12 protein-coding genes are annotated in these 14,839 nt (G+C 39.7%); 10 read left to right on the top strand and 2 right to left on the bottom strand.

From position 1 onward, the window contains the following. Positions 1 to 3 precede the first annotated feature (3 nt). Positions 4 to 855 carry a hypothetical protein gene (locus tag QQK05_RS07675; RefSeq protein WP_284297261.1) on the bottom strand — a complete coding sequence of 284 codons (852 nt, stop codon included), beginning with the start codon at positions 853 to 855 and terminating at the stop codon, positions 4 to 6. 207 nt (positions 856 to 1,062) lie between these two features. Here QQK05_RS07675 and QQK05_RS07670 point away from each other — a divergent pair, with 207 nt between their 5' ends. The 6 genes from QQK05_RS07670 (at position 1,063) to ybaK (ending at position 4,805) form a co-directional block, all read left to right on the top strand. Continuing rightward, positions 1,063 to 1,323, top strand: a complete 261-nt coding sequence (locus QQK05_RS07670) for a Rho-binding antiterminator (protein WP_284297259.1) — start codon at positions 1,063 to 1,065, stop codon at positions 1,321 to 1,323. 25 nt (positions 1,324 to 1,348) lie between these two features. Then, a complete protein-coding gene (locus tag QQK05_RS07665) occupies positions 1,349 to 1,711 on the top strand; it encodes a hypothetical protein (protein ID WP_284297258.1) in 363 nt (120 codons plus the stop codon). Positions 1,712 to 2,144: 433 nt separating this feature from the next. After that, a complete protein-coding gene (locus QQK05_RS07660) occupies positions 2,145 to 2,399 on the top strand; it encodes a hypothetical protein (protein WP_284297256.1) in 255 nt (84 codons plus the stop codon). Between the two features lie 39 nt (positions 2,400 to 2,438). Next, entirely contained in the window at positions 2,439 to 3,173 is a 735-nt protein-coding gene (bla, locus tag QQK05_RS07655; RefSeq protein ID WP_284297254.1) for a subclass B1 metallo-beta-lactamase, read from the top strand. A gap of 130 nt (positions 3,174 to 3,303) precedes the next feature. After that, positions 3,304 to 4,341 carry a serine hydrolase domain-containing protein gene (locus QQK05_RS07650; protein ID WP_284297252.1) on the top strand — a complete coding sequence of 346 codons (1,038 nt, stop codon included), beginning with the start codon at positions 3,304 to 3,306 and terminating at the stop codon, positions 4,339 to 4,341. Next, positions 4,338 to 4,805 (top strand): Cys-tRNA(Pro) deacylase, encoded by a 468-nt coding sequence (gene ybaK / locus QQK05_RS07645; protein WP_284297250.1) that lies wholly within the window; start codon positions 4,338 to 4,340, stop codon positions 4,803 to 4,805. The genes QQK05_RS07650 and ybaK overlap by 4 nt, the downstream gene beginning before the upstream one ends. Before the next feature lie 19 nt (positions 4,806 to 4,824). Here ybaK and QQK05_RS07640 read toward each other — a convergent pair whose 3' ends face one another. Then, a complete protein-coding gene (locus QQK05_RS07640) occupies positions 4,825 to 5,496 on the bottom strand; it encodes a DUF2982 domain-containing protein (protein WP_284297248.1) in 672 nt (223 codons plus the stop codon). Between the two features lie 90 nt (positions 5,497 to 5,586). On the opposite strand from QQK05_RS07640, the gene QQK05_RS07635 reads away from it, so the two are divergent. From QQK05_RS07635 to recD, 4 genes are all read left to right on the top strand, one after another. After that, entirely contained in the window at positions 5,587 to 5,919 is a 333-nt protein-coding gene (locus QQK05_RS07635) for a DUF4870 domain-containing protein (protein ID WP_284297246.1), read from the top strand. Between the two features lie 160 nt (positions 5,920 to 6,079). Beyond that, the gene (recC, locus tag QQK05_RS07630) at positions 6,080 to 9,424 is read left to right on the top strand and encodes an exodeoxyribonuclease V subunit gamma (protein ID WP_284297244.1); all 3,345 of its coding nucleotides are present in this window, start codon (positions 6,080 to 6,082) and stop codon (positions 9,422 to 9,424) included. Continuing rightward, positions 9,424 to 12,951, top strand: coding sequence for an exodeoxyribonuclease V subunit beta (recB, locus tag QQK05_RS07625; protein WP_284297242.1), 3,528 nt, complete (start codon positions 9,424 to 9,426; stop codon positions 12,949 to 12,951). The genes recC and recB overlap by 1 nt, the downstream gene beginning before the upstream one ends. Then, positions 12,948 to 14,837 (top strand): exodeoxyribonuclease V subunit alpha, encoded by a 1,890-nt coding sequence (gene recD, locus QQK05_RS07620; RefSeq protein ID WP_284297241.1) that lies wholly within the window; start codon positions 12,948 to 12,950, stop codon positions 14,835 to 14,837. Before recB ends, recD begins: the two co-directional genes overlap by 4 nt. Positions 14,838 to 14,839: the final 2 nt, after the last annotated feature.

Below are 14,839 nucleotides of genomic sequence, written 5' to 3'. Positions count from 1 at the left end.
TATTTAGTTAAGCTTTTCAATCAGGATATTGTGCGCTTCTTTGCCCTTATTAAGCAGCCACGACTGATAATAATTTTTGATCTTGCTATTACGTTCCGCATCAATGACTTTATTTATTTTGTTGATTAACGTTTTACCAAATACTGACTTAGAACAGCCGATATAACCCAATAAATAATCGTCAACACCATCAATTGAATAACTAACAAGATCCTCGCTAAGTGTTTCACCAGGCGGTTGGAAGTAACGATTCTCAATTGCTAACCCTAAAAAACCATCAAGTCTTTGGTACTTTTGCAACATGCCAGATAATCCTGAATAGTGATCTATCGCGGAGCGAAACGCTAGGTTGTCTTTGCTTGAAGGTAATTGTAGTGCTTTATCAATCGCTGCTCCATATTTAGCACCGCTGCTGACACCAAGGATAAATGGCTCATTGTCCAAAAGATCTGCTAATTTAACTTTTTTATCTGTCGTTAAGTACTTCTCTACCATTGCACTTTTATTAGGCAAAACAAACAGTTTATTCGACGAGATTAAGTATGTGGCGTTGCTGTATTCGATAAAGTTTTCTCGATCGGGGGACTTTAATAGTGCGGCATGACAGCGATTGTCAAAGGTCGCCAATTCTTTTTCACTTCTTTTGTAATTCGCAAGTACTTTGATATGTTGATATTCAGGCAATGAATCAATCAGCAGTTGCATCGTTAGATCAGCATAGCCTGTGCCCTTATGTTTGCCTTCCAGAATGTGTGCAGGCGGCATTTCAGATTGTAACCAGTGAATGGTATTATTTGTCTCAGACAGAGCGTTGCCGCTGACAAAAATTAGCGCTGGCCCTAGAAAGCGAAACATGGAAACCCCTTTTAATCATTCCATGATGACAATGAACGTTTATCAATTAAGTAAAGTTTAGTCGAAAAAACAAATAAGCTTTATAACGGTACCATAAACCACCAAAGTGTTGTGAGGAAGTTTTCCATTCAACAAATAGCTTGATAAATGTGGCCATTGCCTTACGGTCTGGCTTTGCTCAAATTGCACTAAATCGAGGAGATCTTTATGTTAACGTGCTCGCAATATGATTACATAGAGATAGTTTGTACATTTAAATACCCGATCACATTAATTTTACACGATGGTAAGGAAATCGTTGGTGTTGCACTTGATACGTGCTTAAACCATGAACGCGCTGAATGTATAAAAATTGAAGATCAAGGAAATAGTCAACTTATCGATCTTGCAAGCGTCGCAGAGTTACGAGTAAATATTGATAATCCGCATTTTCAGACAATTGCGTTTGCCGCAGGTGAAGGGAATTAACATACTTTGTAGGGATAGTAAGCAAATGAAAGATAGTCACCTGTTTATACAGGGTAATTATTTTAATTCAGAAATTGTGCGAGTTGAGCCGTCGCTTCAGGCAATATTTGTTAACTTTGGGGCCGATCGTTATGGTTTTCTACCGCTGACTGATTTTGAGCACTACGACAAAAAGCTCCATAAACCGGGAGCGACTATTATTATCAGTATTGTCAAAACTGAACATGGTCAAAAAGGAGCTCAAGTTAAAGCTCATCAACATGTGCCAGATGACATTCAAGTACACAAATTACTATCACCAAGAAAAGATACACGGATAAAAACTCGATTGTTTTATGTACTTGCTGTGGTGACATTAGCTTTTATCGTTTACACCAAAGCACAATAACTTACTGGTTTTATCAGACATTGTCTGAGGTATAGCGCCAACAAGGTATTTCTTTCCTTGCTGGTACACGTTCAGTAAAAGCGGATTAGCCGTCAGTTGTAGATTTTGGGAAATTTGGTCCACCTGACAAGGTGATTCCTGACACTGGAGAGCAAGAAGAAAAGATTCGGAACGGAGTCGTGGAGTATGGTCAAAGTTGATGATAATTGGAAGATTACGTCAGTATCGTTTGTGGTTACTGAAATAGATCACAATGAAAACAAGTGATTATTCTTGTAGCTTAAATTTGATTGGTTTAAAGTAATGTTTCAGTTTTAAAACGTTTAAAATTGAAACATGACATGTGGCTTTAGGAAAGGATATCCAGCACTTTACTGTTAACTCTTCCTCACATTCTTACACTTAATTTTGAAGCAGTTAATAGGTAAATAATATGGATATTTTTAGCTTTATGCTTATTGTACTTTTTGGCTTTTTATTCAATGTGCTCCCATGGGGGCTTGTCTTAGTGTCCAACAAAGCATCTGGTGCACAGAAACTTATTTGGTTTTTGATGGCGTTTTGCCTTTCTTGGCTTGGCTTCTTTGTTTATTACTTTCTGATTATCAAGCCAGAGTGGGAAAAGTCGTATCGTGGCAGTCCTGTTGCACGCACAGAAACTGGCATTCCAGTCAGAAATTTACGATAAGCGTTATTGGTTTTCAGAAGAATATTTGAGGTTTCAACGGTGAAATATGTTTGGTTGCTTTTTGTTTTATTTCCTGTGATTGGATTGGCGGGTAACGACAATAAAAAACAGTTCACTGTAACAAAATTGGCCGATAATGTTTATCAACATGTCTCATACAAGCATGTGAAACCCTGGGGGTATATTGGAGCTTCTGGTTTAATTGTTATTGATGGGACTGATGCGCACATTATTGATTCAGCTTGGACTACGGAGAGCTCAAAATCGTTAATTAAGTGGATTGAAACCAATGGCTTTACTGCTAAAAGCGCAGTATTTACGCATTTTCATGATGATGCCAGCAATGATATTGCCTTGTTCAATGAATTACAGATTATGACTTATGCTACAACGCTGACAAACCAACTATTAGGTGCGAATAAAAAGCAAAGTGCAACCCAAGAAATCATCGGCGATAACGTCAATTTAGTCGATGATAAAATTCAAGTATTTTATCCAGGCCCAGGGCACTCTAAAGACAATATCGTCGTGTGGTTACCTGAGGCGGGTATACTGTTTGGTGGTTGTTTTGTTAAGAGCTTAAGTAATAGAAGCCTTGGCTATACTGGTGACGCTGTTATCGAAGACTGGCCGCAATCTGTGCAAAATGTAATGGAGCGATTTCCTGACATCAAGGTTGTCGTGCCAGGTCATGGTAGAGTAGGTGATACAAGTCTACTTTTACACACGCAGAAACTTGCTGTTGATGTACTCGCGGCTAGCTCAACTAAATAAAGCGCTGGTACATCAAACAAGCTTAAACAACGTAAATTTGTAACTCGAATATTTACGTTGTTAGCTAATGAGGGTGATGATGGCTAGCGTCGACTCGAATATAACAAATTAGTAGCCATAAGCATCAAATATGAGCAATAACAACGTAAAATTAGTCTTTAGGGTATTTCTGTTTTCAGCGACAGCGATCTCTTTGTTCTTTGTCCCTTGGGTCCTCGTGAAGGCATGGATCCTACCATTACCTGATAGTGTTCAAGCTCAAGTTGATGACACTATTGACTACGGTTTTGAGGGAGTAATCGTTTACGTAGACCAAGCAGGTCAGGCGCCCGCTTTTTATACTGCAGGAGTCGATAATCGTGATACGAATACACCTGTTAACCCCCATTCACTTTTTAAAATAGCCAGTATTAGCAAGTTGTATGTTGCTGTTTCTATTGCAAAGCTGGCTAACAACAAACAATTGTCGATAGACGATAAGGTGGCAGATTACTTTCCTGAGCTAGTTGGTCGTTTAGAATATGCTGATGAAATTTCTATTCGGATGCTGGTGCAACATCGCAGCGGTATTCCTAACTTTACCAATAACCCAGCGTACTGGGAAAACGAGCAGGAAAATGGTGCTAGAGCATTAGATTTTGCGCTTGAGTTACCTGTGAGTTTTAAACCAGATAAAGGCTATGAATATTCAAACACAAATTATTTGTTGCTGCGTCAAATCATTAAAAAGGTCACGGGATACAGCCATCACCAATACATCAAAGAGCAGATTTTACTCCCATTGAATCTAACTAATACATATAGCTCAATTCATGAAGTCAATTTAGATGATGTAATGAGTGGGTATTACGTTGGTATTTTGGAGGACTTTAAAGAAAATGATAACGGTATGCTGGCCTCTGCTCAAGATGTGGGGACATTCTTAAGAGCATTGAACGATGGTTCGGTGTTTAGCGAGGGCGAGCAGGAGATATACGATGTTTTATATGTATATGAGCATGGTGGTTTAGTGCCGGGTTATCAAAGCTTGGCTGAGTATCATAGAGATATAGATACTGTTGTGGTTCAGTTTTTCAACACAACAGACTTCACCGGTTATCATTGGAACTTGTCTGAAATCTTTATCAAAAGAATTGTTAAGATTTTAAAAAATGAGGCTAAATCATGACTCCAGCAATAAACATTGCAAAGCAGGCTAAAATTTCCTACACAATCCATGAATATAATCATGATGCCTCGAGTGATTCATATGGGTTAGAGGCTGCAAAAAAATTAGATGTTAGTGAGACCCGAGTATTTAAAACGTTAGTTGCTTGTGTAGATGAACACACGTTAGTTGTGGGTGTGATACCTGTATCGACCATGTTAAGTATGAAACAAATAGCGAAAGCCGCGGGTGCTAAGAAAGCAAAGATGGCGGACAAAGCGGCTGTTGAACGTTCTAGTGGTTACATCTTGGGCGGTGTTAGCCCTTTAGGGCAAAAAAAGCGGCTGAAAACCTTTATAGATACTTCAGCGGAGCATTTTCAAACAATATATATCAGTGCAGGTCGTCGAGGATTAGAGATTGAGCTTTCACCTAAAGACTTGGTTAAGTTAACAGGGGCAACCTTAGCTGATTTAGCTCAATAACAGGTCATCTGTTTAAATATTACTCATCTTCATAACTAGCAGATGCAACGCGGCATTCGTTTAATAATACACTAAACTCTTCAACGCTCCTATCTAGTGCTGATGACGGGATATACAAGTGAAATCCGAAGGCCGCTTTTAAGTTCTCACATTGATGTAAAAACTCACCTTTTGGGCCGGTAATGATTCCCGCTTTTGTTTTGTATGGGGAAAAGCGAAGCGTAATATCTTCAACCTTGAGCAGTTCATGCTGCACAGCCAAAATTAATAGTGGTCTTTGTTCGTGCAATAACTTATTTGCAAGCCTCGGCGTTATTAAATCAGCAAGTCTTACTAAATCATTAATGACAATGCCAACGTAGGGTAATGCTTGTTGTTCAACACCACGAGTTGAATGCAGTGGTGCAATATACTTAATCTCTGACCACGGAAGTTGCCAGTGCCCACAGCGATGTAAATAAACAAGTTGTTGAGGACTAATGTCGAAACTACATTTAGGCTCAATTTGTTTGGTAATCCCTGTGATCAAGACCACACCGGAAGCCAATGTTAAGAAGATCAAAACCAATTTTGCCTCATGCCAATAACTATTTATTAACATTAAACAAATCAACAACATAGTCACACCTACAATGGTAATAAACAAACTGTGCCGTGTTGAGTTCGCGTAAATTTTGATTGCTCTTGTCATAAATACTTCATTCATTATCACTAAACTGAATTTAGTGAGTATCGGGCCCTTTGCTATACTTAAAGCGTGGTTATTATCAAGGAGTGTAATATGGCGCATTACGAGTCTTCAACAGATGATATTGCCGAAGATACGGCAAAATTACTAGCGGTTTTAAGCTACTTTACCGTGATAGGCTGGCTCATCAGCTTATTTTGTTATGGTAAAAACCGTTGCCCATTATTGCGCTTTCATTTGCGCCAGTCCTTAGGGTTAATACTCTTGTTCGCGGTTTTTAGTTTTGTTCCATTAATTGGTTGGTTAGCTACCATTGCCGTTTTGGGTTTATGGTGCATCGCTGTATGGCAAGCTTACAACCAAAGTAAAGCGCCTTTGCCCTATGTCGGTGATCGATTCCAACGTTATTTTGACTTCATCGACTAATAAATCTTCAAACTAAATTGACTAGCGCATATTTCGTGAAAAAGCGCTAGTCAATAATATACCTGTATGGTTAAATCCCTTTAAAACCTATTAAATTATTTCACTTCGCAATAATTTGTAGCCACCAAATATTAAATAAAAATAAACCGAAGGTGACTGTGTGATTTATCTGTATCCTGCAAACAAAATGGAGCATTTGTTGCAGCTTTATCTCAAAATTCAACACATCAATCCATTACCCATTTTTGAAAAAGAAGCCATCGTAGTACAGAATGCAGGCATGCAACATTGGTTGAGCATGCAATTGGCTCAATCACGAAAAATTAGCTTTAATTTCGGTTACGCGTTACCTGCTCAGTTTCTATGGAAGCTTGCTAGAACGGTAGCTGGAGAGGAAAATGTGCCTGATGAGACCTTGTTCTCTCGTGAGGTGCTAAGCTGGCGAATACTTGCGCTGTTAATGAGTGAAAAGGTCGTAGATGATGCTGATTTTGGCCAAGTAACTCAGTTTTGGCGTGGTGAAAACTCACCGAAAATTCAGCAGCAAAGATGCTATCAACTTGCGTGCCAGTTAGCCGATTTATATGAACAATATTTAATCTATCGACCCACATGGATCGCAAGCTGGAACCAAGGCGATTTAACCTGTAGTAAGACAGAGCTTAATGATGGCATAGCATCTCATGTAGAACCGTTAATGTTGTGGCAAGCAAAACTGTGGCGCATGTTAACGGCCGAAGAAAACTACGACCCGCAAATTATTATTAAACATGCGATAGATAACCTCGAAGCAAATAAGGATAAGCTACCTAAACGGATTGCATTTTTTGGTATTGATTCGATGGCACCACTTTGGTTAGACTTTATTAATGCGATTAGTGAACACACCCAGGTACACTTTTTTCACTTAAACCCATGTGCTGATTACTGGGGAGATATTCAAACTGAAAAACAAGCGTTTAAACAAATTGAACAGTGGGTATCGCAAAGTGAGATTGATGAATTAGTGGCAAATCCATTGTTGGCAAATTTGGGTCAACAAGGAAAAGAGTTCTTAGCGTTACTACAACATTATTCTACGATTAATATTGATGCGTTTGACGATATTAATGTATTGCATGAAGCCCAAGAGTTGTCAGTGTTAGAACAAGTCCAAAAAGACATATTAACACTAACTGATGCAAGACATAATCCGAAAATTGCCCAGGATGACTCGATAACCATTACCAAGGCACACAGTGCCATGCGTGAAATTCAAGGACTCCATGACTGGTTGTTGCATCAGTTTAATCAAGATCCGAGCTTAACGCCTAAAGATGTGTTAGTGATGTGCCCAGAGGTGGAACATTATGCACCTTATGTTAATGCAGTCTTTACCCGCGGTTGGCAGGAGATTGCTGACGATGTGCCGCCATTGCCATGTTCTATTGCCGATAGGGTATCGAAAAATGCTGAACCTGTTGTAGCGGCATTCATCGATTTGCTTCGCTTACCTGATAGCAGATTCCATGTTAGTCAGATCTTAGGTTTCATGCGAGTAGAACAGGTTAAAAACAAATTTGGTATTGATGACGATGATATCGAAAAAGTTTCGCAATGGTTGTCATTAGCATGTGTCCACTGGGGGCTAGATAAATCACATAAAGCAAAAGTATTGCAGATAGAAAACGTAACCGATAACTTTACTTGGCAACAAGCCTTAGAGCGATTAATACGTGGATTTGCCTATCAAGACGATGACGTTGTTTGGAATGATCAGTTATTGTTGAGTACTGTCGAAGGAAATGACGCCCAGTTACTCGGAACCTTAATGCATATTGTTTCTTTACTACATGAGCATGCAATCTCGTTATCGAAAGTAAAATCATCAGAACGATGGCTTAATTACCTGCATCAATTTGTTGATGATTTCTTTCAAGAACAAAAGGAACATAAACTTGCAATTATAAAGGATGCAATAAACCTTTTTGGTGAATACACACAACTAGCTGAATTTAGCGACTCAATTAGCTTAGGTGTAGTTCAAAGCTTTTTATTGAATCATTTCAGTGTGCCGGATCCGGGCAGGCAATTTATGATAGGCCAAGTCACATTCTGCTCAATGGTACCGATGCGTAGCATTCCTTTTAAAATTATTGCTGTACTTGGGCTTAACGATGGTGAGTTTCCTCGCCAAAAACAGCCACTAAGTTATGATTTGATGTCAAAAACACCATTTAATGTTGGCGATCGCTCTCGTCGTGGAGATGATCGATATATGTTTTTGGAAGCAATCGTCTCCGCGCGGAAAGCGCTATACCTCAGTTATCAAGGAAATAGCCTGAAGAATAACGCTGTTCAGCAGCCTTCACTGGTATTGAAAGAGTTGATGGATTATCTAGATAAAGGCTATGGCTGGGATCTATTTAAAACCGAACAAGCGTTACGCAGCCTGCCGATGCAACCATTTTCTGTTGATAATTATCATGGAGAGTTCAAAAGTTTTGATAAAAACTGGCTCAGTCTAGGCTTATCATCGAGCCGTGAGAAGGAAACGAGTGATCAAGCGTTAGCATTAGCTGTTGATTCATTGTCTCTGGATATTAAGGAGCTTGTAGCGTTTTTTGATCACCCATCGAAACAATTTGCTCGAGAACATTTGAATCTATTTTTGTCGAAGCGCTCAGATGCGCCAGAGGATATTGAGCCTTTTGCAGTGAGCCGTTTAGATGCTTATCAATACCGCGAAGCCTTGTTTGATTTTCAGCGTAACAATCCAGAAAAGGATCCTGAGATAATCGCGCAGGAATTATACCAAAGCCAAAAGCTGAGTGGTCGTTTGCCAGATTTGCCAACGACAGCTATTGAAGTTACTCAATGGCAACAAGATGTTGATACCTTTTATCAGGTACTACAATCGCTGGGTTTGAATGCAGTTGATGAAGTAGATTTGTCGTATACCACCGATATTGAATTAAAGAGTGGATTAAAAGTTACCGTATCGCTGCACGCCACTGTTGAGGTTGTAGAACAAATGTTGCTGGTTTATCGACAGAGTGAACCAAAGCCAAAAGATATGATGCTTATTGTATTATCTCAGTTACTTATTCAGCTCGCAGATGCATCGATTAATGGACAACACAGGGAAATGGGGGGCGTGCAAACCCATGGTGTTTATTTTGACACTAAATCTCAAGGCGTTGAGCGCTTTGATTGCCCCCCTATTGAATCGGCAAAAGCACTCCTAGACACGTTAATATCATTGTATGTTGAAGGTCAACAGCGTGCACTTTTGATTAATTTGCTACTTGCAGAAAAGATAAAAAAATCGAAGGAGTTTAATCAGCAAGTATTCGAGGAGTTTTGGTCAGACACCAATATGTTTAAGCCATTCAGTGTTGATGAGTACATGCAGTATTTTTGGCCTCAACCTCCTATGGTTGAAGAAATCCCTGAAGAAATAAATTATCTTGTTCAATGTTTAGGGTTAGTTAACAAGCAACGTAAGCCCCGAGGTAAGGCATAATGGCAAATCAACTTAATCCTCGCCCTGAATTACTTGAAGCACATTCAATCCCGCTAACAGGAATGCACTTGATTGAAGCAAGTGCCGGAACGGGGAAAACATACAATATCACTCGCTTATACTTGCGTTTATTACTCGAAAAGAAATTAACGGTAGAACAAATTCTGGTGATGACTTTTACCAAAGATGCAACACAGGAGTTAAAAGGGCGAATTGATGATACGTTACGCGACGCGCTTCAAAATTGGAGCGAGCTAGTATCGCAAGATCCATTTTATCAATCACTTGCACAAAATATTGATGCGCAAGAAGCCAAACTCATTTTAAAGCGAGCATTGCTGTTTATTGATGAGGCTGCAATTTTTACGATCCATGGGTTTTGTCAGCGGGTGTTAAACCAATATGCATTCAATGCACAGATTTCATTGGACGCAAGCCTAAGTCCTGATATGCACACACCCATGTTGCAGGCCGTTCAGGATTGGTATCGTAAATTAGCAAAAACCGACGAACTTCGATTTCTTCAATTGGCAGAATTTTGGAATACCCCAGAAACCTTTATTGATAGTTTTGCTAAAGCGATATTACAAGACATTCCAATCAAGGTAATCGAAAAAGACGAATTAAAGTTAAAGTTCCATGCAAAGTTGAGACGTGCGCTTGAAGACATCGAAAACGCTGAAGCTATGCTGACTGAAGCACTGATAGAGACAAAGAAGGGTAAAGATCGAGAAACCAGAATCAGTGAGTTAAAGGAGCTAAAAGGGTGGTTGTCCGCAAGTATTGAAAACTTTGAACACAGTTTTACAACACCAACATTCGCTTTTGCTGATGGGCGACGTTATGCCCGCTCGAAACATAAAACAGCAATTGTTGAGGCATTTACTCAGCTAAATGAAGTGAAAAAGGAACAGGGCAATTTAGCTAAGACATTTGCGAAAGCAGACGCCTATATCATCGCCAAAGACGGGATTGCACAAGTCAAAGCATTAATTGTAGATGAAAAAGATCAGCAAAATATTCTAGGCTTTGACGATTTAGTAGAAAAGCTCGCGCAATGCGTTGCCAATGATTCAGCGCTAGCATTACAACTGTTTAGTGATTATCCCGTTGCACTCGTTGATGAGTTTCAAGATACAGACAGTGCTCAATATACGATAATCAATCAAATCTATGGCGCGAAAGATGACGCCTGTGTATTTATGATAGGTGATCCTAAACAAGCCATTTATGGCTTCAGGGGAGGCGATGTTTTCGCTTATTTATCTGCGCGAAGTCAATGTCATTATCAATGGGTAATGGATACAAACTGGCGGTCGAGTAAAGGAATGATCAATGCGTATAATCGACTGTTTTACGGAAACTCGCTCGACGAAGCGCCCGTTGATGTATTCAAGTACAACATAGAATATCTGCCAGTTAAGCCATCGGTGAAAGCAAAAACTGAATTAATATGCCAGCAAAACTTTAAACCACTGCAAATTATCGACTTTGTTAGTGAAGATACGGTTAAGCAAAGCGCACGTGTTGATATGGCCCATTGGTGTGCCAGTGAGATACATCGTTTATTGTCAGAAGAACAGCACTTATCGGCAAAAGATTTTGCCGTACTTATCCGTGACTCGGGTGAAGCACAGCAGATTAAAAAAGCGCTAGACGAGCGTGGCCTAGCTTCAGTGTTTCTAAGTAATCGAGATAATTTGTTTAGTTCGATGGAAGCTAAACAACTCTTTAATTTATTACGTGGTGTTATCGAATTAGAGAATGAACAATTATATAGCTGTGCACTAACGACCATGTTTTTGGGATATACACATGAAGCTTTCCTAGCATTACAACAAAATGAAATTGGATGGCAAGAGCAAAAACAGGTGTTTGAATACTTACGTGACGTTTGGCAAGGTCAAGGTTTTATGCCAATGGCATTAAGCTTCTTACATGATCATTTTCAAATCGACAGTAGCCAGAAAGATCGTGTTCTAACGAATATTCTCCATTTATTTGAACTACTACAAGAGGCAAGTAACACGCATCGATTACCACAAGAGCTCCTGTTTTGGTTTGAGCAACAGTTAACGAATGATGCGGTGAATACAGAAGCAGAATTGCGTTTAGAATCTGATGCTAATTTGATTAAGATTGTGACGCAGCATGGTTCGAAAGGCCTTGAATACCCGGTCGTATTTGTTCCTTTTGCTACACGATATAAAAATCCACTTCGTGTTGGCTCACGAAATGTGAGTTTAATTGAATATCACTTGGCTGATGGAAATAAAGCAACGAGCTTAGGCGGTGATGATGAGCAAAAATTCGCCATGGTAAATGAAGCACATGCAGAGGCTGTTAGACTCCTGTATGTTGCAATCACGCGTGCAGAGCAACGATGTTATTTACTCACTGCAAATTTTGAAAAGTCTCAATTATCGCCACTTGGTTTGACCATGGCTCTATCAGCTGATGAGAATCTATCACAGCAACTACTGGATTTATCAAGTACAACTGATGACATTGGCTATCATGGGGTTGAATTTGACCAGATACGGGTAGAAGAATTCGCGGAAGATCCTATTGACGTTAGTGAATCACAAGCGAGTGTTGCTGTGTTTAACGGTAAAATAGAGAGAGACTGGTGGCTCAGCTCTTTTACCGCGTTAAGCCGTAACATGCGTCACCAAGGGATATCAGCACCAGATCGTGATGAAACAGACGATGCTGAAGATTCGAGCACAACCGATCTTAGTTTACGCTTCACCTTAACTAAAGGCGCTCAAGCAGGTAACTTGCTGCACGAGATGTTGGAATACAATAGTTTTGACTCACCAAATTGGCAAGAAACGATAGAAAAAAATCAGCACAGGTATCAGGATATTTTGTCTAAAGATCAAATATCAGACCTTGTCTCTTGGTTAGGAGAAATCGTTGATACACCGCTAGTAAATGCGACGGATAATCCAAATCTGTTTACCTTGTCTGACATTCAACATGAAAGAACACTCAGAGAATGTGAGTTCTACTTTCCTATGGAAGAGACAAAATTACCACAATTGATTGAACTGTTAACAAACCACCGAAAATCTAATCCAAATCGTAGAACAACATACAACAAGAGAGTGTATTTGCCCTTTGTAAAGCAGTTGAAAGGGATGATGCATGGTTTTATTGATTTAGTATTTGAACATGAAGGAAAGTACTATGTTTGTGATTACAAATCGAGCCATTTGGGCCATCAACTAAATGATTACAAGCACGTTAATCTCGCAGAACACATGGAAGATCATCACTATGATTTACAGTATCTAATCTATAGTCTTGCGCTTCATCGATATTTACAACATCAGTTACCTGACTATCAGCCAGAAAAACATTTTGGTGGAATCTATTATCTCTACCTACGTGGCATGACACCTACCACGCAGGAGTCGACAGGGGTTTACTTTCGTGAAATTTTATCGAGTGAGTTGCAAGCTTTAGATGATGTTTTCTCTGGGAAGCTTATGGCGTCGTCTGTTATATCGGAGCAAACATGATGGTGATAGATACAACTCAACATGACTTACAAGAGCAAACTAGCATTCCCTATGTAAATTATCGGGCAGCATTTTCTGCGCTAGCTGAAATACAGGCTATAGATTTCTACTTTGCGTTGAATGTATGCCAAACGCTAAATACGTCAAACAGTGACATCTTTCATTTAGCAATAGCTTGTCACCAAGCCTTACAAAATGGCCATAGTTGTTTGCCACTCGATCTGGTTGCGGGTAAACGCTTGTGGCAAAGTGACGAAGATTACAGTGATGAGGAAAAGCCAGGATTTAGCTTTTCTGATAAACCAACCTTGTTGGCTGAGCTTAATAAATATGAAGCGTTAAATAACCACAACGCGATGATCGTGCTAGAAAATGAGCACTTGTACTTACGTCGATATTATTTATTCGAACGTCAGCTCGAAAAAGCGATTAAAGTCAAATTGTCTGAAACAAGCCAGACAAATGTTGAAGCCTCAGCAGCGGTTGTTACTGAGTTATTCCCTGATGATGGGCATCAGGAAATCGATTGGCAAAAAATCGCTGTTGCTAACGCGTTAAACAAAAATTTTACCGTGATTGCTGGTGGACCAGGTACGGGTAAAACGTATACCGTAACTAAACTACTCGCAGCGCTTGTGATGTTAAATCAACATCAGGATGATACTAGGCTAAATATCGCGTTGACAGCGCCTACGGGTAAGGCCGCTCAGCGTTTATCTGAATCTATTCTTGCGGCCATAGCCGGTTTTAAAGGGATGATTGATGATGATGTCCTTGAAAAACTTCCATCGAAAGCACAAACAATTCATCGACTTTTGGGGGTTAGAGCGAACCAAGTTAACTTTAAGCACGATCAAAACAATCTCTTACCGGTTGATGTGTTATTAATAGATGAAGCATCAATGATTGACTTGGCGTTAATGACGAGGATATTTCGCGCATTGCCAGAACATGCCAAAGTTATTCTTCTTGGTGATCCTGATCAATTACCGTCAGTCGCCAGTGGTAGTGTGCTATCGGATATCGCGCCAAGACCCCATCGAGGATACAGCGAAAAAAATTCAGTGTTCTTATCTAAAGTGCTTCGCCATGATACAGGCCAGTTATTAGCGGTTGACCAAAATAATGTGACCGATCACCTAACCATTTTGCAGCATTCAAGGCGATTTGATGGTCAAGGTGGCATAGGCGTTGTTGCTAAGCACGTGATAGCAGGGAATGCTAATGCGAGTTGGCAAAGACTAGAAGCTGATGCTTCGCAGCAAGTAAGCTTAGAAAGTGGCGAGAATATGACTGTATTATCAAAGTATATCGATACCTATTATAAGCCATTACTTGCGATGACCGACTTATCTCAAGCGTTTGTACAGCTAGCTAAATTCAGAGTACTGGTAGCAATGCGAAAAGGGGAGTTAGGTGTTGAAAACCTAAATCACATTGTTGTTCAGCGTTTTATAGAACAACAACTTATTGATACTAATCAAGGCTATAAAAAAATGCCTTTGTATCATGGAATGCCAATCATGATTACAGAAAATCATCATAAGTTGGGTCTGTATAATGGTGATATTGGATTAATCTGGCAAGAAAATGATCAACTTGTTGCCGTTTTTGAACAAGTCGACGGTTACAAGTCATTAATCCCATCAAGATTACCAAGTTTTGAATTGGTATACGCGATGACGATTCATAAGACACAAGGCAGTGAGTTTAATCATGTACTTATGGCATTGCCGGACAATAGTCAGAACAAATTATTAACCCGTGAATTGTTATACACGGGCATTACACGAGCAAAACAGCAACTTTCCGTCATTGGTGAATACGCCGTCTGGAAACAAGGTGTTGAAGCTCAAGTAATTCGACATTCTCAATTAAATTTATAGGT

It is taken from the genome of Thalassotalea loyana (assembly GCF_030161435.1).
GTDB lineage: Bacteria > Pseudomonadota > Gammaproteobacteria > Enterobacterales > Alteromonadaceae > Thalassotalea_G > Thalassotalea_G loyana.
The sequence above is the reverse complement of the archived record's forward strand: the minus strand, read 5'-3'. Positions and strand labels throughout refer to the sequence as shown.